This is a genomic window from Methylocystis sp. S23, from assembly GCF_054106005.1.
In genome coordinates, this window is the sequence record NZ_CM134185.1 from 2,439,953 (window position 1) to 2,462,315 (window position 22,363).

Annotated in this window: 24 protein-coding genes; 11 read left to right on the top strand and 13 right to left on the bottom strand. The window is 66.0% G+C overall.

Going from position 1 to position 22,363, the window contains the following annotated elements; translation table 11 throughout:
- The first annotated feature begins 44 nt into the window (after nucleotides 1-44).
- From ACV7JP_RS12000 to ACV7JP_RS12020, 5 genes are all read left to right on the top strand, one after another.
- A complete protein-coding gene (locus ACV7JP_RS12000) occupies nucleotides 45-494 on the top strand; it encodes a KGG domain-containing protein (protein WP_457795908.1) in 450 nt (149 codons plus the stop codon).
- A 65-nt stretch (nucleotides 495-559) separates the two neighbouring features.
- Complete coding sequence (locus ACV7JP_RS12005) at nucleotides 560-703, top strand: hypothetical protein (protein ID WP_457795909.1); 144 nt, start codon at nucleotides 560-562, stop codon at nucleotides 701-703.
- A gap of 17 nt (nucleotides 704-720) precedes the next feature.
- Complete coding sequence (locus ACV7JP_RS12010) at nucleotides 721-915, top strand: hypothetical protein (RefSeq protein WP_457795910.1); 195 nt, start codon at nucleotides 721-723, stop codon at nucleotides 913-915.
- A 35-nt stretch (nucleotides 916-950) separates the two neighbouring features.
- On the top strand, nucleotides 951-1,175 hold the full coding sequence (locus tag ACV7JP_RS12015) for a hypothetical protein (protein ID WP_457795911.1): 225 nt from the start codon (nucleotides 951-953) through the stop codon (nucleotides 1,173-1,175).
- A 13-nt stretch (nucleotides 1,176-1,188) separates the two neighbouring features.
- Nucleotides 1,189-1,488, top strand: a complete 300-nt coding sequence (locus tag ACV7JP_RS12020) for a DUF5789 family protein (RefSeq protein ID WP_457795912.1) — start codon at nucleotides 1,189-1,191, stop codon at nucleotides 1,486-1,488.
- 337 nt (nucleotides 1,489-1,825) lie between these two features.
- Here the strand turns inward: ACV7JP_RS12020 and ACV7JP_RS12025 are convergent, their stop codons facing one another.
- Complete coding sequence (locus tag ACV7JP_RS12025; RefSeq protein WP_457795913.1) at nucleotides 1,826-2,311, bottom strand: copper chaperone PCu(A)C; 486 nt, start codon at nucleotides 2,309-2,311, stop codon at nucleotides 1,826-1,828.
- Between the two features lie 346 nt (nucleotides 2,312-2,657).
- Here ACV7JP_RS12025 and ACV7JP_RS12030 point away from each other — a divergent pair, with 346 nt between their 5' ends.
- Together ACV7JP_RS12030 and thrS are read left to right on the top strand one after the other, a co-directional pair.
- Complete coding sequence (locus ACV7JP_RS12030) at nucleotides 2,658-3,188, top strand: MarR family winged helix-turn-helix transcriptional regulator (protein ID WP_457795914.1); 531 nt, start codon at nucleotides 2,658-2,660, stop codon at nucleotides 3,186-3,188.
- Nucleotides 3,189-3,261: 73 nt separating this feature from the next.
- A complete protein-coding gene (gene thrS, locus ACV7JP_RS12035; protein WP_457795915.1) occupies nucleotides 3,262-5,193 on the top strand; it encodes a threonine--tRNA ligase in 1,932 nt (643 codons plus the stop codon).
- A gap of 188 nt (nucleotides 5,194-5,381) precedes the next feature.
- On the opposite strand, the gene ACV7JP_RS12040 is transcribed toward thrS, so the two are convergent.
- From ACV7JP_RS12040 to ACV7JP_RS12050, 3 genes are all read right to left on the bottom strand, one after another.
- Nucleotides 5,382-6,413, bottom strand: coding sequence for a hydantoinase/oxoprolinase family protein (locus ACV7JP_RS12040; RefSeq protein WP_457795916.1), 1,032 nt, complete (start codon nucleotides 6,411-6,413; stop codon nucleotides 5,382-5,384).
- A 250-nt stretch (nucleotides 6,414-6,663) separates the two neighbouring features.
- Nucleotides 6,664-7,173, bottom strand: a complete 510-nt coding sequence (gene fae, locus ACV7JP_RS12045) for a formaldehyde-activating enzyme (RefSeq protein WP_457795917.1) — start codon at nucleotides 7,171-7,173, stop codon at nucleotides 6,664-6,666.
- 174 nt (nucleotides 7,174-7,347) lie between these two features.
- Nucleotides 7,348-8,238, bottom strand: a complete 891-nt coding sequence (locus ACV7JP_RS12050) for an NAD(P)-dependent methylenetetrahydromethanopterin dehydrogenase (RefSeq protein WP_457795918.1) — start codon at nucleotides 8,236-8,238, stop codon at nucleotides 7,348-7,350.
- A 397-nt stretch (nucleotides 8,239-8,635) separates the two neighbouring features.
- Between ACV7JP_RS12050 and rpmB the strand changes: the two genes are divergently transcribed.
- The 3 genes from rpmB (at nucleotide 8,636) to ACV7JP_RS12065 (ending at nucleotide 11,529) form a co-directional block, all read left to right on the top strand.
- Nucleotides 8,636-8,929, top strand: a complete 294-nt coding sequence (gene rpmB / locus ACV7JP_RS12055) for a 50S ribosomal protein L28 (protein WP_442756423.1) — start codon at nucleotides 8,636-8,638, stop codon at nucleotides 8,927-8,929.
- Between the two features lie 231 nt (nucleotides 8,930-9,160).
- Nucleotides 9,161-10,444 (top strand): family 1 glycosylhydrolase, encoded by a 1,284-nt coding sequence (locus ACV7JP_RS12060; protein WP_457795919.1) that lies wholly within the window; start codon nucleotides 9,161-9,163, stop codon nucleotides 10,442-10,444.
- Nucleotides 10,445-10,605: 161 nt separating this feature from the next.
- Nucleotides 10,606-11,529 carry a DUF1186 domain-containing protein gene (locus ACV7JP_RS12065; RefSeq protein ID WP_457795920.1) on the top strand — a complete coding sequence of 308 codons (924 nt, stop codon included), beginning with the start codon at nucleotides 10,606-10,608 and terminating at the stop codon, nucleotides 11,527-11,529.
- A gap of 139 nt (nucleotides 11,530-11,668) precedes the next feature.
- Here the strand turns inward: ACV7JP_RS12065 and ACV7JP_RS12070 are convergent, their stop codons facing one another.
- The 8 genes from ACV7JP_RS12070 to trpA form a co-directional block, all read right to left on the bottom strand.
- Nucleotides 11,669-12,235: a DUF447 domain-containing protein gene (locus tag ACV7JP_RS12070; RefSeq protein ID WP_457795921.1), complete on the bottom strand. Its 567-nt coding sequence runs from the start codon at nucleotides 12,233-12,235 to the stop codon at nucleotides 11,669-11,671.
- Complete coding sequence (locus ACV7JP_RS12075) at nucleotides 12,219-13,637, bottom strand: DUF6513 domain-containing protein (protein WP_457795922.1); 1,419 nt, start codon at nucleotides 13,635-13,637, stop codon at nucleotides 12,219-12,221. The genes ACV7JP_RS12070 and ACV7JP_RS12075 overlap by 17 nt, the downstream gene beginning before the upstream one ends.
- A gap of 168 nt (nucleotides 13,638-13,805) precedes the next feature.
- Nucleotides 13,806-14,366 (bottom strand): flavoprotein, encoded by a 561-nt coding sequence (locus ACV7JP_RS12080; RefSeq protein WP_457795923.1) that lies wholly within the window; start codon nucleotides 14,364-14,366, stop codon nucleotides 13,806-13,808.
- Complete coding sequence (locus ACV7JP_RS12085; protein ID WP_457795924.1) at nucleotides 14,363-14,998, bottom strand: amino acid kinase family protein; 636 nt, start codon at nucleotides 14,996-14,998, stop codon at nucleotides 14,363-14,365. Before ACV7JP_RS12085 ends, ACV7JP_RS12080 begins: the two co-directional genes overlap by 4 nt.
- 1 nt (nucleotide 14,999) lies before the next feature.
- Nucleotides 15,000-16,118: a (5-formylfuran-3-yl)methyl phosphate synthase gene (locus tag ACV7JP_RS12090; RefSeq protein WP_457795925.1), complete on the bottom strand. Its 1,119-nt coding sequence runs from the start codon at nucleotides 16,116-16,118 to the stop codon at nucleotides 15,000-15,002.
- A gap of 207 nt (nucleotides 16,119-16,325) precedes the next feature.
- On the bottom strand, nucleotides 16,326-17,645 hold the full coding sequence (locus tag ACV7JP_RS12095) for a bifunctional folylpolyglutamate synthase/dihydrofolate synthase (protein WP_457795926.1): 1,320 nt from the start codon (nucleotides 17,643-17,645) through the stop codon (nucleotides 16,326-16,328).
- Nucleotides 17,646-17,670: 25 nt separating this feature from the next.
- A complete protein-coding gene (gene accD / locus ACV7JP_RS12100; RefSeq protein ID WP_457795927.1) occupies nucleotides 17,671-18,534 on the bottom strand; it encodes an acetyl-CoA carboxylase, carboxyltransferase subunit beta in 864 nt (287 codons plus the stop codon).
- Nucleotides 18,531-19,415, bottom strand: a complete 885-nt coding sequence (trpA, locus tag ACV7JP_RS12105) for a tryptophan synthase subunit alpha (RefSeq protein ID WP_457795928.1) — start codon at nucleotides 19,413-19,415, stop codon at nucleotides 18,531-18,533. The genes accD and trpA overlap by 4 nt, the downstream gene beginning before the upstream one ends.
- A 228-nt stretch (nucleotides 19,416-19,643) precedes the next feature.
- Here trpA and ACV7JP_RS12110 point away from each other — a divergent pair, with 228 nt between their 5' ends.
- The gene (locus ACV7JP_RS12110; RefSeq protein WP_457795929.1) at nucleotides 19,644-20,447 is read left to right on the top strand and encodes a DUF5984 family protein; all 804 of its coding nucleotides are present in this window, start codon (nucleotides 19,644-19,646) and stop codon (nucleotides 20,445-20,447) included.
- A gap of 1 nt (nucleotide 20,448) precedes the next feature.
- On the opposite strand, the gene ACV7JP_RS12115 is transcribed toward ACV7JP_RS12110, so the two are convergent.
- A complete protein-coding gene (locus tag ACV7JP_RS12115; protein WP_457795930.1) occupies nucleotides 20,449-22,362 on the bottom strand; it encodes a potassium transporter Kup in 1,914 nt (637 codons plus the stop codon).
- Nucleotide 22,363 lies beyond the last annotated feature (1 nt).

The window sequence follows — 22,363 nt, forward strand, 5'->3', positions numbered from 1 at the left end:
GAGCCCCCGAACTTCCAGCGCAGCATTGGCAACGGGAGGTCACAATGGCCCGCACGCACGGCACGGAACACGAAAAAGGAACCGAAAAGCAGAAAGGCACGATGACGGTGCAGGAGGCCGGCAAGATGGGCGGCGAAATCCGCAAGGAGGAGCTCGGCCCGGAAGGCTATTCCGAGATCGGCAAGATGGGCGGCGAGGTCCGCAAGGAGCAGCTCGGCCATGAGGGCTACTCCGAAATGGGCAAGAAGGGCGGCGAGGCGCGCAAGGAGCAGCTCGGGCCCGAGGGCTATTCGGAGCTCGGCAAGATGGGCGGCGAGGCGCGCAAGGAGCAGCTCGGGCCCGAAGGCTATTCCGAACTCGGCCATAAGGGCGGCCAGCGCGTGAAGCAGCTCATCGAGGAAGGCAAGCGCGCCGAATCCGAGGAAGGCGAAGGCGCGGGCGAGCAGCAGGAAGAGCGCGGCGAATCCGGCGGACGCAGCAAGCCGCGCCACTGAGGAAAAAACGAATGGCTCAGCGGCAAACCGGACATGAGCCGCGGAAGCCCGCCGAAAAAGGAAAAATGACCGTCCAGGAGGCGGGTCATCTCGGCGGCGAGAAAGGCGGCCACAAGGGCGGCCAGCGCGTCAGGGAGCTTGTTGAAGAAGGCAAGCAGACCGAAGCGGGCGGTGCCAAGAAGGGTGGCGCGAGCAAGCCGCGCCACTGACCTGAAAGGAGGAGCGCATGGCGCAGAAGCAGACCGAGCAGGAAAAGCAGCCGCCCGTCCACGGGCAGATGACCGTCGAGGAAGCGGGGCGCCTGGGCGGTCATAAGGGCGGCCAGCGCGTCAAGCGGCTGGTGGAGGAAGGCAAGCGCGCCGAGCGCGAGGACGCCGGCGAAGACATCGACAATTCAGAAGAGGAAGACGGCGAAGCCTGACCGATGGTTTCGCCGTGACGGCGAAAGGAAAGCACATGCCGCAGAAGCAGACAGGATCGCAGGGCGGCGGAAAGTCGGGCGCCAAGAGTCCGATGACCGTCAAGGAAGCCGGCAAGATGGGCGGCGATATCCGCAAGGAAGAGCTCGGCCCCGAGGGCTATTCGGAGCTCGGCCACAAAGGCGGGCAGCGCGTGAAGGAGCTCATCGAGGAAGGAAAGCGCTCGGAAGGCGGCTCCGCCGGCAAAGGCAAGAAGCACTGACCGGAGGACCGTCATGCCTCGAACGACCGAAAACACGGGCGAAGGCCGCGGCAGCGGCCATAAGGGCCCCGCCAAGGGCTTCGCCTTCGGCGTGGCGTCGGTGACGCAGGCGCTGCACGGCGCAAGCTTCCCGATCTCCAAGGAGGACCTGATCCGCGAACACGGCAGGGAGGAGGTTCACTGGACCAAGGATAGTTCCGCGCGTCTCGGTGACATTCTCAGGGACGTGGATCAGGACGAGTTCCTCTCCGTCGCCGACGTCGCTTCGGCCGTTTCCGAAGCGCATCGGGAAGAGGGCGAGAGCGAAGAATAGCGCTCCCGCTCCCAAACCGTCGGCCAGAGGGGGGTCGGCGGGTTTCTATGGGTCGTCTGCGTTTGTTCGAGCTGCGGCCATGGGGCAAGCGTCGCGATCTTCCGGCGCTCCTTCGGCGCAAGGCGATTCTTTGCGTCGCATCTGCGCCATTGTGAGATCGCGCGCGGTTAAGGCGACCGCCAGGATGGAGTTTCGGGCCTGACCGCCAGAATCATCGCGGCCCGACGAGGTTTCCTTGTCAGTCTCGTTCATGTCGGCGCCCAGGCTACGAGGCGGCTTTTCTCGCCCCGCGAGCCGCTCAGCCGTCGGGGGCCGTCTCTTGTCGCGGACAGCTCCGCTATTGCGCAGCCGGCGTCGGGGATTGAGGAGCAGCCGGACCTTTCGGCGGAGCGGCCGCGTTCTCCGCCGATTCCGGCGCCGCGGCGGGCTTTGCCTCATTGGCGGATTTCCAGCGCGCCATGGCTTCGGCGTCATCGGCCTTCTTCGCATCCGGCGCTTCGACAGAGGCTTCCACCGTCACCTTGCCGGCTTTCTCAAAGACGAGCTCCAATTCGACGCTCTCGCCAACGGCGAGACGCTCGCCGGCCTGGTGCAGCGAGACATAGGGCCGGCCCGGCTCCATCAGCACCGTCGCATGAGAAGGAATGACCACGCCGTGCGGCACGATGATTCGAGCGGGATCGGCGTGGATCACGGCTTTGCGGAATCGGGGCGTCCGGACAGCGACGAGCTTGTCCGGCATATCGCCGTCATTGTGCACGGAGAGAAAGAGATTTGCATCCTTTTCGTCGCCCGCGCGCAACCACGGGCTTTCGATTTTCAACCGACCTGCCGCGTAATCTCGCGCAAACGCGCTTGGCGCGGACGACCACGCCGCACACGCAGCAAACAGACATGACGACAAAAATCGTTCGATTTTCAGGCGATCGGGCATGTATCGCTTCCTCCTCGAAAAAGGTGGGCGTCGAATCAATATATCGCACTACGATTAAAAATAAATCGTGGCACGATCATGTTCGAATGCTGGCGAACGGACGCGCCCGCCTTCGCGCCGCACGACGCGAAGGCGGGCGCGCAATTCGCGGATTGACCGGGAAAGCAGGGCGCCGCATGATGATTCGAAGCTGCGCCCGCCCAGAGTCGGGGGCGGCTTGGGCCCCGGAGGAATTGTGACCACATCGGCGCGAGCGCGCGTCTTCCATCCGGAGGCTTCGGAGGATCCGCCAAGCCGGCAGGAGCTCGAAGCCCTAGCGAATTTTCGCCACGCCTTGAGGAGGTTCCTTGCCTTCAGCGAGGCGGCCGCCGCCGAAGTTGGCCTCACCATGCAATGGTATCAGGCGTTGCTGGTCGTGAAGACCTATCGGGGCGGAGACCATATCAGCGTCGGCGAGCTCGCCGAGCAACTGATGATCCGTGACCATAGCGCCGCCGAGCTGGTGTCCCGGCTGGCGCAGGCGAAGCTCGTCCGGCGCGTGACCGACCCTGCGGACCGGCGCCGTTCGCTGATCGTGATGACTCCTATGGGAAACCGGCGGTTGGACAGGCTCGCCGTCGTCCATCTGAACAAGCTCAGGGAGAATAAGGGCGCCTTTCTCAGCCTCTTCGACGTCGAGACGGAGCGGCGCGGCGCCGCCTGCCGAAACGACGAGGGCGATGGCCGGCCGGCGGCGGCGATTGCGCCCGCGCCTTCACGGCGCTAAAACGCGCTCCTTCACTCAGCCCAAGCGACTTACGCCGATCCGTGTCGGCGATTGAGCGCGACAGGAGCGTCATATGGTTGCCGTTACCTTCCCCGACGGGGCTTCCCGTCGGTTCGAGCCCGGCGTCACGGGCTTCGACATCGCCAAGAGCATCTCCCCCTCTCTCGCCAAGCGCAGCGTCGCCATGACGGTCGACGGCGCGCTGGTCGATCTGCTGACGCCCCTCGACAAGGACGCGAAGATCGAATTCGTCTCGCGCGACGATCCGCGCGCGCTGGAATTGATCCGCCACGACGCCGCCCATGTGCTGGCGGAAGCCGTGCAGGAGCTTTATCCGGGCACGCAGGTGACCATCGGGCCGGTCATCGAGAACGGCTTCTATTACGATTTTCAACGCTCCGAGCCCTTTACGCTCGAAGACCTGCCGGTCATCGAGAAGAAGATGAAGGAGATCGTGGCGCGCGACGCCAAGATCACGCGCGAGGTGTGGAGCCGCGAGGACGCCAAGGCCTGGTTCATCGCCAAGGGCGAGACCTTCAAGGGCGAGCTGATCGACAGCATCAAGTCGGACGAGCCGCTCAGCATCTACCGGCAGGGTCAGTGGCTCGACCTCTGCCGCGGCCCGCATATGCCGTCGGTCGGCAAGGTCGGCACGGCCTTCAAGCTGATGAAGGTCGCGGGCGCCTATTGGCGCGGCGACTCGACGAAGCCCATGCTCTCGCGCATCTACGGCACCGCCTGGGCGACGCAGGAGGAGCTCGACGCTTATCTGCACCGGCTCGAGGAAGCCGAGCGCCGCGACCATCGCCGGCTGGGGCGCGAGATGGACCTCTTCCATTTCCAGGAGGAAGGCCCCGGCGCGATCTTCTGGCATCCGAAAGGCTGGACGCTGTTCCAGACGCTCGTGTCTTACATGCGCCGCAAGCAGAAGGCAGCCGGTTACACGGAGGTGAACACGCCGCAGGTGCTCGACCGCGCGCTGTGGGAGACCTCGGGCCATTGGCAGACGTACCGCGAAAACATGTTCGTCACCAAGACCGAGGACGAGCGCGTCTTCGCGATCAAGCCGATGAACTGCCCCGGCCATGTGCAGATCTTCAAGAACGGGCTGAAGTCCTATCGCGATCTGCCGGTGAAGATCGCCGAGTTCGGCATTGTGCATCGCTACGAGCCCTCGGGCGCGCTGCACGGCATGATGCGCGTGCGCGCCTTCACGCAGGACGACGCGCATATTTTCTGCTCCGAGGACCAGATCATGGAGGAGGCGCTGAAGATCAACGACCTCATCCTGACGATCTATCGCGACTTCGGCTTCGACGACGTCGTGGTGAAGCTCTCGACGCGCCCCGAGAAGCGCGTCGGCTCGGACGAAGCCTGGGACAAGGCGGAAGCCGCGCTCGGCCGCGTGCTCGACGAGCTGGCGAAGCGCGGTCTGAAGACGAGCGTTCAGGAAGGCGAGGGCGCCTTCTACGGGCCGAAGCTCGAATATACGCTGCGCGACGCCATCGGCCGCGAATGGCAATGCGGCACGACGCAGGTCGACTTCAACCTGCCGGTGCGTTTCGGCGCCTTCTATATCGGCGCGGACAGCGAGAAGAAGACGCCGGTGATGATTCACCGCGCCATGTTCGGCTCGCTCGAGCGCTTCACCGGCATATTGATCGAGCATTACGCGGGCCATCTGCCGCTTTGGCTCTCGCCCCTGCAGATCGTGGTCTGCACGATTACGCAGGAAGCCGACGACTACGCCTATGAGGTCGCGGCGGCCGCGCGCAAGCTCGGGCTCAATGTCGACGTCGATTCGCGCAACGAGAAGATCACCTACAAGGTGCGCGAACATTCGCTCGCCAAGGTCCCGGCGCTTCTCGTCGCGGGCAGGAAGGAGGCGGCCGAACGCACCATCTCCATCCGCCGCCTCGGCTCGCAGCAGCAGACGCAGATGGGAATCGACGAAGCGCTGAAGACGCTCGCGGAAGAGGCGACGCCGCCGGACGTGCGGGGTTAGGCGACCGCCGTCATTGCGAGGAGCGAAGCGACGAAGCAATCCAGGGGCCGTGATGCGGCTCTGGATTGCTTCGCTTCGCTCGCAATGACGGACGTACGGATAGAGGCCCGAGCGGCGCCGTATCCCTTCTCCCGCGAAGCGGGGGAAGGTGGCGCGACGCGCCGGATGGGGGCGCGAGCGAAGCGAGCTTAAAGCGCCAAAAGCGCCAGCGCCGTTGCGGGCGCGCAATTCGCCGCTGCGGCGCGCAGCTCTTCCGGCGCGGCGACGAATTCCGCAAAGTCGCGATAGGCGCGTCCCTGTGAAACCGCAAGCCGCCGCACGAGGATGCGGCCGACGCCGGCGCCGACGAAGGGCGCGTCGGCGGCAATCGCGTCGCGCGAGGCGAGCAGCGCCATCTGATCTTCGATGAGGCGCATCTGCGCGCGAGCGATATGGGCCGCGAGCGCATAAGCCTGGGGATCGGAGAAATCTCCGCCGTCGCGTCCCACGAGACGCGCGAGTCTGGCGCGGGAGGCGGCGACGGTCTTGGGTCGCCCATCCGCCGTCGGCGAGAGGTCGGCGGCGCTCTCGCCCTCGCATAAATCGCCGAGCGTGCGGCGCACATCCGCCATGGAGGCGAAGGCCTCGTTGACGAGCGGCGTCCAGTGTCCCCCGATCGGCGCGAAGCGCGCATAGGCTTGCGGGGCGCCGCGCGAAAAGCCGGCATAAGCGAGCTCGCCGCAAGCGAGCCGCCCGGCGTCCGTCTCCCCCCGCGCAGCGATGCGGCCGTCGCGAATCGGGACGAGGTCGGTCGTCGTCGAGCCCATGTCGATGAAAAGCGCGTCGCTGCAATGCTGCGCCACAAGCTCGGCGCTGGCGCGCCAATTGGCCGAAGCGACGGCTTCGGCGGCTTCAGCAATCTCGCTGCGCGCGACAAATCCCCGCGCGCCTGCATAGAAGAGTATATCGTCCGCGCCGATCTCGCGCGCGGCGATGGCCGCGACTGAAACCACGCCCCTCGCGCGATCTTCGAAAGCGTCCGATAATTCGGCCGTCATGGCGATGCGATGGCGCGTCGCGGGGCCAAGCTCTGCAAGCGTTTCGCGAATCGGCGCTTCGAGATGCGCGAGGCCGAGATGCGGCGCGCAGGCGCGCTGCGTCACGGCGACGAGTCGCCCGTTCTCAGCGCGCGCCGCCTTTACATGCGCGCCGCCAATGTCCCAGCCAATGATCGCAGTCATGCGAACGCCTCGCTCCGCCCCTCCCCATGAAATCATAACGGTCCCGACCGTCATTGCGAGCGAAGCGAGCAATCCAGAGCCACATCTCGGCTCTGGATTGCTTCGTCGCTTACGCTCCTCGCAATGACGGATGAGGGCGCGCGCCTCTGCCCCCTGACGCCTGCGGCGTTCGAGGCGCTAGCCAGTCACGCAAAAAAGAAAAAAGGGGAGCCGTTGGGCTCCCCTCCATAAACTTGGCCTACGCCCGAACTCAGTTCGGGGCGAAGGGGTGCTTGGCCTCGTTGCGCTTGGCGACGACCTCGGCGGCCTTGGGCTCGCCGGCGATGGCGCGGGCGATGGCTTCCTTCGTGGCCTGATAGTTGTAGTCCTGGATCTTCTTGTCGTCGTTGGCGTCCCAGTGGATGAACACGCCGACGGAGATGAAGAGGTCGTCCGCCTCGTCGACCGGGATCACGCCCTCGGCGACCGAGTCGGCGACGGCCTTGGCGACGCCGTGCTGGGCCGGGCCGAACATCTGGACGGCCTGCTTGGCGCCCTTGATGGTGACCTTGTTGAAGAGGATCGTGTTGGGCTTGCAGAGCAGGTTCGGGGCGACGACCGCGAGCAGGGTCGTGAAGCCGTCCTTGTTGTTGACGAGCGCGTTCGCGAAAGCGAGCTCGGCGGCCGAGCCGCGCGGGCCCAGGATCAGGTCGATGTGAGCGACTTCATTGCCCTCGCCGACGAGCGACTCGCCCACCAGCATCTTGTTGATCTTCGCCATTATGCGTTTCCTTTCGAAGAAACCTACGCCCCGCCGCAGCGGCGGACGTTCCGTGAAGGCGCCATGCGCAAAATTGCGCCGGCCTTGAGAAGCGCCGCGGGCCTTCCGCGGCGCGCACTCAACCAGTTTCGCGCGCCTTTGCCAAGAGCCATCGGTCCCGCGTGGCGCGCCAAATCAAACGAGCTGACGCGCCAGGGCGAAAGCGTGGCGGAAATCGAGGCAGAGCGGCTTGTCGGAGGTGGCCATCTGCTTGAAGAGGCCTGATTCCGCGCCGTATTTGACATTGCCGATGGCGAGCGCGCCGATGCCGAGCGCGCCATGCTCCGAGATGACGACGCCATTGTCGTGCAGGCCGCAACCCTCGACGCCCAGCGGCGGCACGGCGTTGACGTCGGCGGCGATGAGCAGGTTCTTGGCGGCGTTGAGATCGTCCTTCGAGAGAACCTGAACGCCCGCGCGGGCGCAGCATAGCGCGACCTCGTGATCGAGCAGCAGGTTGCGCACCATTTCCGGGGAGCTGCCGTCGGCCGGCGCCACCTTGATGTTGAAGCGCTTCGACATCTCTTCGGCCAGCTTGGCGACGCGCTCCAGGCCGCTATAGCCGACGATCGTGACCTCCGCGCCTTCCAGCGCCGCGATGACCGCGGAGGAATAGCCGACGACGCCCGTCGCGCCGTAAATGACGATCTTGGCGCCCTTCAGCTCGCGCTGCTTCTTGTCCTTCAGCACTTTCTCGGTGCAGGCGACCATGGCGCCGGCCGTGGTGAAGGAGCCGTAGGGATCGGCGAAGAGCGAGATTTCGAAGGGCTTGAGCAGCGCCTTCTTCGCCGCCTCCATCATGTCGAGCGCGAGCACCGCGTCGCGGCCCGCGAAGAAGACGCCGGTCCTCAGCGCGGCGGAAGGCGCGCGGGAGAACATCGCGTCCTGCACGAGCGCCGTGACTTCGTCGAGCGTCACATTGGTGTAGGGAATCGCCGCGTCGTAGCCGGCGTCGAGGGCCATGTTCACGTCGAAGGGGCTCATATGCTTCAACGTGCTGAGCATATGGAGAATTGCTTTGGCCATTGGAAATCCCCAACCTTTGTCATTCTGGCCGGCGCCGCCGGCGAAGGGCGGGCGCGGCGGGAGGACAGGCTCCGGCGGCTCTGTCGATTTTCGATGATTCCGGGCAAAAAGAACGGCGCGGGCGCGCCCGGCCCCGCCCGGAGCGACGATGAGGCTTAGAGCCCAGAACGCCGCCAATGTCCAGAGGCGAATGCGCCGCGGCGGGGGCTTTCCCCATGGCGCGCGCGGCCCCGACCGGTTGACGCTCGCCGGGCTTTGCACTTATAAGGCCGGCGAACAGGGCTCGGCGCGGGAGCGGCGGGCCTTTTGTGGCGTTTCCACCCATCCGCTGGCGGCTGCGGGCGCAAAGGCCCCGCCCGGCGCGTGGATTGTCTAAAACGGTTCGAAAGGAAGTTCCATGTCCCGGCGTTGCGAGCTGACCGGCAAGGGCGTGCAGACGGGCAATCTCGTCAGCCACTCCAATCGCAAGACGCGCACGCGTTTCCTGCCCAATCTCGTCAATGTGACGCTCGCCTCCGAGGCGCTGGCCCGTTCGGTGCGCCTGCGCATCTCGGCCGCGGCGCTGCGTTCGGTCGAGCATCGCGGCGGCCTCGACGCCTTCCTGGCCAAGGCGCGCGACGAGGAGCTGTCGCAGGGCGCCCGCGCTCTGAAGCGCGAGATCGAGAAGAAGCAGGCCGGCGCGACCGCCTGACGACGTAGGATCGTTCCGGTCCGGCGCGGCCCCGTCGCCTCGAAGGCGTCGGGGCTTTTGTCGTTCGAGGAGCTCCCTGCGGCGGGCTAGGCGGAAGGCCGCGGCTTCGCCTGTATATGGCGCGTCTACGCCCGAGCGGCCCGCGACCCTCGCACGCGTCCTTTTCCTCCCGCCTGTTCGTCGGCGCGCCGCTCCTTAGCTATCCAATCGGCGGATGGCGAGGAGCGCGCGATGACGCATTTCATGTTCAGCACAGGCATTGAGAATAGTTGCCCCAGGATCGCGCATGGGCGCAAACGCTTCGACGAGATGGAGCTTTGCGGCCATTACCGGCGCTGGCGCGAGGATTTCGATCTCGTTCAGGAGCTCGGCGTCAAGACGCTGCGCTATGGCGTGCCGCTATGCAGGACCTGGCTCGGCCCGGGCCGCTACGATTGGGAATTCTCCGACCTCGCCTTTGGCGATCTGCACGCTCGCGGAATCATTCCCATCGCCGATCTCTGCCATTTCGGCGTGCCGGATTGGATCGGCGATTTCCAGAACGCGGACTTCCCGGCGCTCTTCGCCGGCTACGCCCAGGATTTCGCCGCGCGCTTTCCTTTCGTGCAGCTCTATACGCCCGTCAACGAGATGTATATCTGCGCGACCTTCTCCGCCGCCTATGGCTGGTGGAACGAGCAACTCGCGACAGACCGCGGCTTCGTCACCGCGCTCAAACATGTGGTGAGGGCGAATGTCCTCGCCATGCATGCGATTCTCGCCGTGCGGCCGGACGCGATCTTCGTGCAGAGCGAATCGACCGAATATTTCCACGCCGAAAATCCGCGCGCCATCGAGCCGGCCGAGAAGCTCAATGAGAGGCGGTTTCTGTCGCTCGATCTCAATTACGGCCGGTGCGTCAATTCGGAAATGTTCCGCTTCCTGATGGATAACGGAATGAGCCCCGAGGAATATGACTTCTTCATGCGGAAGCACCTCAAGAGCCATTGCATCATGGGGAACGACTATTACTGGCGCAACGAGCATAATGTGACCGCGGAGGGGCGGACGTCCTCGTCCGGCGAGATCTTCGGCTACAATGAGATCACGCGCCAATATTACGAACGCTACCGCTTGCCGGTGATGCACACGGAGACCAACACCTGTGAAGGCCCCAGCGGCGACGAGGCGGTGCGCTGGCTGCGCAAGGAATGGGCGAATGTGCTGCGCGTGAGAAACAGCGGCGTGCCGATCGTCGGCTTCACCTGGTATTCGCTGACCGATCAGATCGACTGGGAGATCGAGCTGCGGGAGGCGTGCGGCAAGGTATGGCCGGTCGGCCTTTACGATCTCGATCGCAAGCCTCGCGCGGTCGGCAAGGCTTACAGGCAGCTCATCCAGGACTGGCGCGACGTGCTGCCGGCGCAAAGCGTCTGCCTCACCGTGCCGCTCGCGCCCTATCGTCCGGGCGCAACGGGCGCGGCCGCTCGGCGCGTGGCGACGGAGCGGACGGAAAGTCAGGTGAGTTCGGCCTGAGGCGTCGGGGCCGAAGACCGCAACCGCCGCGCGCTTCACGCCGTTGCGGATCTCGTAAGCGCCGTCTTCCCGTACATAACCCGCCGGCGGGCTTGCGCCGAACCGCCGCGTGAATCAAACTGCTCGTGACGTCTGAGTGATATTCTGAACCGGGAGCCGCTATGGAGCCGTCGGACATCGTCGCGGCGTTGATCGACAATGACGGCGTCTTGCCGGTCGACGCGCTCCGCGCCGCCGCGGCGCGCCGATCCGAGGTCGCGCCTCTTCTCATCGCCGAAATCGAGCGCGCCGCCCAGGCGCCGGCGGGGGAGCTCGCAACGTTCCACTCCGTGTTTTTCGGCTGGTTTCTTCTGGCGGAATGGCGGGAGACGGCGGCCTATCGCCCCGTGCTCCGTTTGCTGCGCCGGCCGCATGATGATCTGGAAAAGTTTTTCGGCGACGCCATCACAGAGGCGGCGCAGCGCGTCATTATCAGCCTGTTCGACGGCGACCCGCAGCCGCTCTTCGATTTCGCTCTCGACAAAGAGGCGGACCCTTACGCGCGTGACGCCGCATTCGGCGCTCTCGCGGCGCTCGCCGTGGATGGAAAATTTCCTCGTGAGCGGCTCGCTCAGTTCCTGCGCGACTGCTTCGACCGGCTCGAACCGCGCGACGATAGCGAAGAGTCTTACGTATGGGTGGGATGGTCGGAGGCGGTCGCGGCGCTCGGGCTCGTCGATATGGTGCCGCTGGCGAGAGAGGCTTTCGCCAAGGGTTGGATCGACGAGGGCCTTATGGGATTCGAGGATTTCGAGGCGGATCTCGCTCATGCCGTCGCAAACCCCGAATCGCCATTTCATTCCTTCAGCGGCGCTAACGAGCCCTGGGACGACACGATCGCGGAACTGTCCGAGTGGCATTACTATTCCGAAGCGGGGCGTTTGGAGCGAGAAAGCGAAAACCAAGGCGCGTCGTCCGCCTTGGACGGCCTTGACTGGAACGCCGTAACGCAAGGGACGCATTTCAATCCGTTCAAGGATGTCGGCCGCAACGATCCCTGTCCCTGCGGCAGCGGGAAGAAATACAAGAAGTGCTGCCTCGCGTGAGCGACGCCAGCGCCGGTTGATTCGTTCGCCGTGCGCCCGTCATTGCGAGGAGGAGGCTTTGCCGACGAAGCAATCCAGCATCACGGGAGCGGCGTCTGGATTGCTTCGCCTTCGGCTCGCAATGACGCGGAAAGCGGCCCTATGTCCCGCTCTTCGCAAAATGCGCGGCGATCTTTTTCATCACCATGTCCCAGGCTTCGCGCTCGGCGTCCCCCGCCGTCTTGTCGATCGCGATCTTGAGATAGGCGATCTCGCTTTCGATCTTCTCGCGCGTCAGCCGGTCGAGGCGCGTGGCGAGGATGGCGGCTTCCAGCACGGCGGCGCGCGCGCGGTTCATGCCGAGGAACGGACGGTGCGACTCCGTGCGCCGCACATGGCAAAAGAAGCGCGGGCGAATCTCGTCTTCCTCGACGCGCGAGATTTCCAGCTCCGCATGCGCGAGCGCGCAGGAGAGGCGCGGCGGCCAGTCCTCAATGCCGGTCAAGGGAAAGTCGCGCTCGCCCATGACGAGGGACGCAAAGACGCGGGCGTCGTCCGTGAAGCTCGCCGTGAGCTTCCGGCCGCGTTCGAGATTAAAGAGCGTCTTGGACGGGCGGAAAGGCGCGGCGATCCAGAAATCGACTTCTTCGATCAGTCCCAGCGGCGCGACATGCGGACGCCCTTCCGGCGACAGCGTCGTGACGACGCATTCATGAATCAGAGGCATTTCCTTTTCCCTCGCCCGCCTTGCGCATGGTGTGCCCCATTTCCTTGAAGCGGGTCGCATCTTCTTCGTTCACATCCGTCGCCACGCCGAAGTCGAGCGGCTCGTCCTGTCGGTAGCGCTTGCCGAGCCTGTAGGCGAGCTCGGCCTTCATCAGCTCCGCGCCGAGATAGAAGGCGTGCGCGCCGTCATGCTCCACGTTCAGATGCGGAAAGAGCGACATGGCGTCCCGCTCGATATGGTGGAAATGCTTGGCGAAGACATGCACGCCGTCGCGGGTGACGTCGATGCGGAAATTGGCGTCGCGCAATTCCCGCGCAAGCTCGGCGATCTCCTCGGGCGTCGTCGCATAGGGGCGCCTGTCGTGCACTTGCAGAAGCGCGTCGCTGTAGCCTTTGGGAAGCGCGCGGTCGGCGCGCGCGGCATACATCAGGCGGCGCGCCGCGTCGTGCTCCTGCAGCGTGCGGCGCGTATGCGGGCTCACCTGCACCGTCAGAAGATGACGGATGTTCAGCTCCGAGCAGATTCCGAGCATGGCTGCGGTGACGCCTGCCGAATCCGCGTCGGTGAGTTCCGTCAGATTGCCGGTGCCCATCATGATCTCGGCCTCCGGCTCGCGCGCGCGTATTTCCACATAGCGCGCGATCGACGCCGCGAAGCCGAAATGGATGGGGTCGAGAATGGGGTCGAGAATGAAGCCGATGCCGCGCTTTCTCGCGATCTGCGCGGCCCGCTGCAATGAGTCGAGATCGCCATGCGGGCGCGGCACCAGGATTGGCGTGAGGGGCGAGCCGTCCGGCAGGATGGAAAGCGTTTCTTCGTCAAGGCTGAGCAGATGATCGGCGCCGGCGTTCGCCGCGCGCGTCAGCTCCACGACATTGGCCGAGTCGACCGAGACTTTCAGCCCCTGCGCCTTCAGCGCCGCGATCGTCTCCTCCATATGGTCGAAAGGCGTGTCGGGCAGGCATCCGAGGTCGATGACGTCGGCGCCGTTGCGCGCAAGCTCCTGCGCCTTGGCGACGGTCTCGGCGACGCTCATCTTCGAGGCGTCGACGATTTCCGCGAAGATGCGCATGTCATGGCGCGAAAGGTCCGGCTTGACGCCGCCGCGGCCGAGATAGACGGGGAGGTCGGCGATCTCCTCGGGTCCGCGCTCGAAGGGCGCGCCGAACTCTTGCGTCAGCGCGTCGAGGTCCGCGCGGCAGCGCCCTGGCAGGATGACGCGGTCGGCGTCGAGCGGACGCGGCAGGCGGCGCTGAATGATCTCCTGCGTCATGAGCGCGGCGACCTTCACCCCGATGTCGTGAATGCGCCAGCCGCGCGCCGCCTCGCCGAAGCCCGCGATCATCCGCTCCAGACGCGGATAGGCGAGATGGCCGGTGAGGAAGAGAAGGCGTTCGCTCATGCCTGTGCTTTCCTGGCGAGGTCGTTGCGCGATTGCGGCCTACGCGTCTTTTCAGCCGGAGCGGGGACCCCCTCCCTGGCCCTCCCCCTTTCAGGGGGAGGGAATGCTGGCGGCGCTTTTACTCCCTTCCCCTGAAAGGGGGAGGGCCGGGGTGGGGGTCCAACCCGCTTAACCCTGCTCCGCCAGCTCCCGTTTGCGCCGCTCCACCGCCTCCACCAAGGCGGCGAGGCTCTCCACTACCTGCGTGGCCTCGAAGGATTTCAGCCGGTCAGTGTTCTCCAGATCGATGCGGCGCGGATAGACCATGACCATGCCCTTGGGCGCGCGCGTCTCCAATTCCGGCGCGGTGTCGCAGGCGAAGACGATGGTGGGCACGCGGCATTTGCCCGCCTGGGCGAAGACGTTCGTCGCGAGATTGTCGGAGATGCCGACGACGGCCTTCGCGACCGTGTTGGACGTCGCGGGCGCCACGACCAGCGTGTGATAGACGTTGTAATAGAAATTGCCGACCGGCGCGGCGCTCGCCGTCGTGTCCTTGAAGATGCGGATCGTGGCCGGCAGTTCGAGATCGTGCTTGTACATGCGCACGACTTCCGCCGCCGCCTTGCTGACGAAGAGGTCGCAATGGTCGAGCGAGCGGATCATTTCAAGGCATTCGGTGAAGAAATGCCCCGAGCCGGTGAGCGCCCATCCCCAGCGCGGCGTGACGACGTCTTTCTTTTTTGTCATGAAGCGATCTTCTGTGTTTGGGAGGCGACAGGCGCGCCGGGCGGCGCGCCGCCGGCGAGACGCGCGCCCGCATCGGAGAGCGCGCGCGGGCCGGCGACGTAGACGGGCGTCCCACCGACATAGGCGGGAAAGGCCGGATCGACAATGCCCGCTGAGGCGAGGGTTTCCAAAGCAGAATCGGCGCCGATGTCGGCGCTCTTGACCAGGAGCAAGGCGTCGGCGCCGCACTCGCGCGCGAGCCAGGCGGCGAGGCTGTCGGAAGTGACGTCCCAGCCCGGCGCAATGTCGCGCGCGGCGCCGACCATCGTCGAGGCGCGCCACAGCGCGATACGGCGCTCGGCGTGGATGGCGTCGATCTCCTCGCGCGTTTTTGCAAGGTCGAGGCCGTGCAGGCTCGACAGCGCCAGCGCATATTGCTCCATGGCGAGCACGGCCATGGCGTGCGCGGCGTCGTCCGAATAACGCAGCTTCGGCTGCGCGACGCGGACGGCGTCGGCGAAGGGGCCGCCGCCGGAGACCAATGTGAGCCGATGCGGCCATCGCTTCAACGCGTCAATCCAGCGCGCGAGATTGGGCGAGTCGTGGAGACTGCCGCCGATCTTGACGACGAGGAGAGGCGCGCGCGTCATCATGTCAGCTCGGCGTCGCGCGGCGCGAGTCGGCATGGCGCTCGCGGCGGATCTTCACGCCGACGGCGCCGGGCGCGACGTCGAGCTTCTCCACCTGCACCGTCACGGAGCGCACGCGCTCATGCAGCAGCACGCTCTCCGCGAGGCGCTCGGCGATCGTCTCGACCATGGCGATGTGACCGCCCGAGAGGATCATTTTGATCGCGTCCATGATGACGTCATAGGAGAAGACGGCGCGCATGTCGTCGGAGACCTCGACGCGGCTGACCTCGGCGTCCACGTTAAAGCGCACGCGCTGCGTATGGCCATATTCATGGGCGTAGGCGCCGACTTCCATCGGCACGACATAGTCGTGCAGGAACACGCAATCCGTGTCATTGGCGCCCGGCGGCTCGATGAAGCCGCGCGCGATGAGCGACCATTCCGCCGCCATCTCCTCGACCAGGTCGCGGCGCGTCGGGATGAGGTCGCGGATGAGCGCGACGGCGGGGGCGGAAAGCGCGCTTTTGCGGTCGCCATGGGCGCAGAGCGCGCCGCGAAAGCCGATGACGTCGGCGCCGGTGACGAGCAGGCGCGGCACGTCGGGCGGCTCCAGCGCGCCGGCGAGGCCCGCGGCGAGACGCAGCTCCCGGCAGCGCTCAGTGAATTCGGAGAGCGCGCCGACGGTCATGATGTCGATGAGGCGGCCATTCTCCTTATGCGCCGTATCGAGCATGGCTCCGTGGAAGCCGGCCCTGGCGAGAGCGGGCAGGCGAGAAAAATCGGGCCGCAGATCGGCGAAGAGCACGGCGACGAGCTTGACGCGCTCGGCGAGCGGCGCGAGGGCGGCGATCATCTCGTCGGCGTCGGGCGTCAGCGGCAGGCTGAACTTGACATATTCGACGCCTGTCCGGATCGCGTCCTCGAAGGCGCGGCGGGCGTGGGCCACGTCATGCGGCAGATCGACCACGGCGCTGACCGGCCGCCGGCCGTTCACCGCGGCGACGATTTCGCCGACCTGCGCCAGCGGCAGCGCGCCGAGCGCCCCGCGCACGGGGTCTTTGCAATCGACGATGTCGGCGCCATAGGCGAGGGCGGTCTCCGCCTCTTCGCGCGACTGAACGCTGGCCAACATCAGGGTCATTTATTCGGGCTCCAGAGAAAATGGCCAGTAGCTCCCTCTCCCGCTTGCGGGAGAGGGTGGCCCCTGCGCCGGCAGGGGTCGGGTGAGAGCCCTCATCCGTCACGGCTTCGCCGCGACACCTTCTCCCGCAAGCGGGAGAAGGGAGGGTCCGCCCGCGCGGCGGACCCTCCATATACGCTCTCGCCACTTCTGTGAATTGCGGTTGGGCTACTCGATTTGCGACCCATTCGCCGAGAGCACCGCCGCCGCGAGATAGAGCGAGCCGGCGATCAAGACGCGCGGCGGCTCTTCGAAGCGGCGCGAGGCGAGGATTTGCAGCGCTTCCTCGACGCTGTCGGCGGCGGCCGTCGAGGGAATGCCCTCGGCCCTCGCCAGCGCCGCCACGTCCTCGGGCGGCCAGCTCTTATGCTCGCCCTCGACCGGCACGGCGACGACCTCGCGCGCGAGACCGGCGAAATGCCTGAGCAGGGCGCGCACGTCCTTGGTCGTCTGCGCGCCGCAGATCAAGGCGAGCGGGCGCGGGGAGCGGTCGTGAAACTCCGCCATGGCCTCCGCGAGCACGCGGCCGCCATCCTCATTATGCCCGCCGTCGAGCCAGATCTCGGCATTGGCCGGCGCGAGCTCGACGATGGCGCCGCGCAGCAGGCGTTGCAGGCGGGCGGGCCATTCGGCGCGGGTCAGGCCCGCCTCAATGGCGCCCGCCGGAATTTCCGGCGCGACGGCGCGCAGCGCGGCGATGGCGTTCGCCGCGTTCTGGTGCTGGTGGCGTCCCAAAAGGCGAGGGAGGGGCAGGTCCAGGAGCCCGCGTTCATCCTCGAAGACGAGCCTTCCGTTTTCCTCGCGCACATGGAAATCCTGGCCGGCGACGAAAAGCGGCGCGCCGACGCGGCGGGCCTCGCGCGCCAGAACCCGCTCCGCCGCCTCCGACTGGAAGCCGATAATGGCCGGCGCGCCGCGCTTGAAGATACCGGCCTTCTCATAGGCGATCTTCTCGACCGTATCGCCGAGGAACTCCATATGGTCGAGCGAGACGGAAGTGACGATCGTCGCCTTGGGGTTGTTGATGACGTTTGTCGAATCGTAGCGCCCGCCGAGGCCCGTTTCGAGCAGCAGCCAATCGGCCGGATTGTCGGCGAAGAGCGAGAAGGCGGCGGCCGTCGTCACTTCGAAGAAGGTGATGGGCTGGCCGCCATTCGCCTCTTCGCAGCGCTCCAGAACGGCGTTGAGGCGGTCGTCGTCGACGAGCTTGCCGCCGCCCTCGGCGCCGAGCCGGATGCGCTCGTTGAAGCGCAGGAGATGGGGCGAAGTATAGACATGCGCGCGCTGGCCCGCCGCCTCCAGCATGGCGCGCAGGAAGGCGATGGTAGAGCCCTTGCCGTTGGTGCCGGCGACATGGATCGTCGGCGGCAGGCGCAGATCCGGACGGCCGAGCGCCTCCAGCAGCCGCTCGGTGCGGCCGAGCGACAGATCGATCTTCTTGGGGTGGAGCGTGAGCAGTCGCGACAGGATCGCGTCATGCTGATCCATGGCGGCCGCGCCTTTCCTTCAGAGGTCAGGCGGCCTGGCGCGGCGGCGCCTTGGTCAGAAGGCCGCACAGGCGCGCGAGCGTCTCGCGCATCTCGTGACGCGGCGCCACCATGTCGACCATGCCGTGGTCGCGCAGATATTCCGCGCGCTGAAACCCTTCCGGGAGCTTCTCGCGTATGGTCTGCTCGATGACGCGGGCGCCGGCGAAGCCGATAATGGCGCCGGGCTCTGCGATCTGCACGTCGCCCAGCATGGCGTAGGAGGCGGTGACGCCGCCCGTCGTCGGATTGGTGAGCACGACGATATAGGGGAGGCGCGCGTCGCGCAGGCGCTGCACGGCGATGGTCGTGCGCGGCATCTGCATCAGCGAGAACATGCCCTCCTGCATGCGCGCCCCGCCCGACGCCGTGAAGATGATGAAAGGCGTCCGCTTGGCGAGCGCATGTTCGGCGCCCGCGACGATGGCTTCGCCCGCCGCCATGCCGAGCGATCCGCCGAGAAACTCGAAATCCTGCACGGCCACCGTGACCTGCGAGCCGTCGAGCTTGCCGGTGGCGAGCGTCACCGCGTCCTGCGCGCCGGTCTTGAGGCGATATTCCTTGAGCTTGTCCACATAGCGCTTGATGTCGCGGAACTTCAAGGGATCGAGCGGCGCCTCCGGCGTCGGCAGCAACTCCAATTCGCCATTGTCGAAGAGGTTCGTCAGCCGCACGTCGACCGGGCAGCGCATGTGATAGCCCGAGCTCGGCACGACATAGAGATTGGCCTCGATGTCCTTGTGGAAGACGAGCTGGCCGCTCTCGGGGCATTTCACCCAAAGATTTTCAGGCGCCTCGCGCTTGATGAGAGCTTTGATCTTCGGCGGAACGACGTTGGAATACCAGTTCATGCCCAAAGCCTCGTGAGCCAGGAAAACGCGCCGCCACTCTTGGCGCCGGCCGCCGGACCGCGCGCCCCGCGCACGCCCGCCGCAATGCTGGAGACGAGCGACGTCACCGCCTCGACGCTCCTTTCGGTCGCCTTGCCGCCTTCATCCAGCGAAGCCTTCAAGGCCTCGACCAGCGCCGAGCCGACCACGACGCCATCGGCGTTGCGGGCGATCTCGGCGGCGTTCTGGGCGTTCTTCACGCCGAAGCCCACTGCGATCGGCAGTCTGGTGTGCCCCTTGATTCGCCTTACAGCCTCGCTGACGCCCGCGTAATCGGCGAGCGCCGCGCCCGTGATGCCCGTCAGAGAGACATAATAGACGAAGCCCGAGGTGTTTTCGAGAACCTTCGGCAGACGCCTGTCGTCCGTCGTGGGGGTGGCCAGGCGAATAAAATTCAGCCCCGCGTCGCGGGCCGGGACGCAAAGCTCCTGGTCCTCTTCCGGCGGCAGGTCGACGACGATCAGCCCGTCCACGCCGGCGGCCTTCGCGTCGGCGAGAAACCGCTCCACGCCGTAGACATAGATAGGGTTGTAGTAGCCCATCAGCACGATGGGCGTCTCATTGTCCCGCGCGCGGAAGTCGGCGACGAGCTTCAGGGTCCCTTTGAGCGTCATGCCGGCCTTCAGCGCCCTGAGGCCCGCGGCCTGGATCGCCGGGCCGTCGGCCATCGGATCGGTAAAGGGCATGCCGAGCTCGATGACGTCGGCGCCCGCCGCCGGCAGCGCCTGGAGAATTTCGAGCGAGGTCACGGGGCCGGGATCGCCGGCCATCACGAAGGTCACGAGGGCGGCGCGTCCCTCGGCGGCGAGGGCGGCGAAACGGTCGTCGATACGGGTTGACATGCGTGCGGCGATCTCTTGAATTTCTCCTTCTCCCGCATCGGGAGAAGGCGTCGCGCCGAGGCGCGGCGGATGAGGCCCTCGCCCGACCCCGCTGACGCGGGGGCGACCCTATCCCGCGAGCGGAAGAGGGGAGGACGCCCGTGCTGATTATTCTCCTGTCCGCCTCCCGTCCACCCCCTCCGGCGCCGCCGATCGTCGCTTCCCCGCCGATTTACGCGGACTGACCCGATGCTGTTCAATTTCACCTTGCGCCCCCTCGATCAGGCGACGCCCTGGGGCGGCCCCGAAAAGCCGAGCCTGCACTGGTTCGGACTCACCGAGGGCGAATATTGGATCGAGGCGGGCGAGGCGACGATCTTCGAATATTCCGACGCCGCGCTCAGGCGCTTCGGCGGGAGCCGGCATTGCGATTATTACGTCGTCCGCCTCCACGAGGATTTATTGGCGATCCTGCCCCAGGCGCTGGATCCGGCGCCGCGCGATCTGAGATATTATCTCAAGGCGCTGCTGCGCGCCTATGACCGCGCCGGCGCGGCGCCGGAATTCGCCCGGCGCCTGGAGCGGCTCCGCGAGGCCGGGCCGGATGACGCGGCTTTGGAGGACGCCGTGGACCGGGCGGTCCATGGCCTGGGGTCGCGCGAGTTTTGCGCGTCCTATCTGACGGCGGGACCGGCGGTCGCCATATGGTCCGACGACGATCTCGCCCATATCGCCTGGAACACGGACAATCGTTCGATCGAGGGCGTGCCGGCCTGGTCGGCGCGCTCGGGCGAGTTCAGCCTGCCGCGCGAGACGCTTGCTCGCGAAGTGGCGGACTTCCACGACCGTCTGATGGCGGCGATGGAGGCGCGCGTCGACGCCGTGCGGAAAGGCGCGCTCGCGCCGGGGATCGCGATCGACCTCGACGAGCTCGCGCGCGAGCAGGAAAAGCGCCGGCGGGAAATCGAGAGGGCGCTGCGCCCGCCTGAACCGCCCACGGATTGGGAGGCGGTCCGCGAAGCCGTCCGCTTCGTCGAAGCGAGGACGATCTGACCTAAATCGTCACCTGCGCCCCCAATTCCACCACGCGATCGGACGGTATCGCGAAGAAGTCGGTCGCGTTCGCGGCCTGCTTGGTGAGCGCCACATAGAGCTTGTCCTGCCATGGCGGCATCTCGGACGAGGGGCTCTCCTTCACGGTGCGGCGGCCCAGGAAGAAGCTCGTGGTCATGATGTCGTATTTGTAGCCCGCCTTTCGCATCAGCGCGAGGGCGGCGGGCACGCGCGGGCTTTCCATGAAGCCGTAATGCAGAATCGCAAGGTCGAAATCGTCCGAGAGCTTCGTCAATTCGTACCGCTGCTCGACCGGCACGCGCGGACGGTTTTCCGCGCGCACGCAGAGGATCAGCACCCGCTTGTGCAGCACGTAATTGTGCTTGATGTTGTGCATCAGCGCCGTCGGCGCGATGTTGGGATCATTGGTCAGAAAGATCGCCGTGCCGGGCGCGCGCATCGGCTTCGACTTCTCGAGCATGGGAATGAGCTCGCCGATGGGGATCGAATCGCGGCGCGTCTTCTCGGTGAGAAGACGCGTGCCGCGCACCCAGGTCCACATCACGATCATCGCGCAGGCGCCGAGCGCCAGCGGCGCCCAGCCGCCATCGACGACCTTCATGAGATTCGCCACGAGGAAGGCGACGTCGACCGTGAGGAAGGACGCGATGACGAGCGCGCAGAGCCAGAGAGGCCATTTCCAGTCGTAGCGAACGACAATGAAGGCGAGCATCGTCGTCACCACCATCGTGCCGGTGACGGCGATGCCATAGGCCGAGGCGAGCGCCGAGGAGCTGCGGAAAACGATGACGAGCAGCAGCACGCCGAGCAGCAGCAGGCGGTTCACGCGCGCAATGTAGATCTGCCCCTCCTGCATTTCGGAGGTGTGGGTGATTTCGAGACGCGGCAAAAGGCCAAGCTGGATCGCTTGGCGGACGATGGAGAAGGCGCCGGTGATCACCGCCTGGCTGGCGATGACGGTGGCGGCGGTCGAGAGCAGCACGAGCGGCAGCAGCGCCCAATCCGGCGCGAGCAGGAAGAAGGGATTGCCGATCGCCTCGGGCCGCGACAGGATCAGAGCGCCCTGGCCGAGATAGTTCAGGAGCAGGGCCGGCAATACGAATCCGAGCCACGCCGCCTGGATCGGGAAACGCCCGAAATGACCCATATCGGCATAGAGCGCCTCCGCGCCCGTCACGCCGAGAAAGACGGAGCCGAGGATCGCAAATCCAAGCCAGCCATTAGTGAAAAGAAAGCTCAGGCCCTGTCGCGGATCGAAGGCCCAGAGAACTTGCGGCGCGTCGCCGATATGCATCGCGCCGAGCCCGCCAATGGTCGTGAAGAAGGCGACCATGACAGGTCCAAAGAAGCTCGCGACCCGCGCCGTGCCGTGGCTCTGCACCCAGAACAGGGTGATGAGAATCGTGAGGGCGATCGGCAGAACATAGTCGCCGAGATGGTGGGTCACGAGCTCGAGACCCTCGACGGCGGAGAGCACGGAGATGGCGGGCGTGATGATGGCGTCGCCAGAAAAAAGCGCCGCTCCGGCGACGCCCAGGAGAAAGATTGCGAGCGAGCGGCCCCCGACCGAGGACTCGGCCAAGGCCATCAGCGACAATGTGCCGCCTTCGCCGCGATTGTCCGCATGCATCAGGAAGACGACATATTTGAGCGTGACCGTGACGATCAGCGCCAGAATAAGGAGCGATATGGCTCCGATCACAGCTTCCTCGGTCAGCGCGTCCGCCTTCACGCTGTGCGAGAGCGACTCTCGCAGCGCATAAAGCGGGCTCGTGCCGATATCGCCATAGACGACGCCGATCGAACCGAGGATCATCGCGGCGGTCGAATGCTTCGCGTGAGCCTCCGCCGTTTCCGGAGGCTCGCCGGCGCCGACTTGCACATGCTTGGTCATA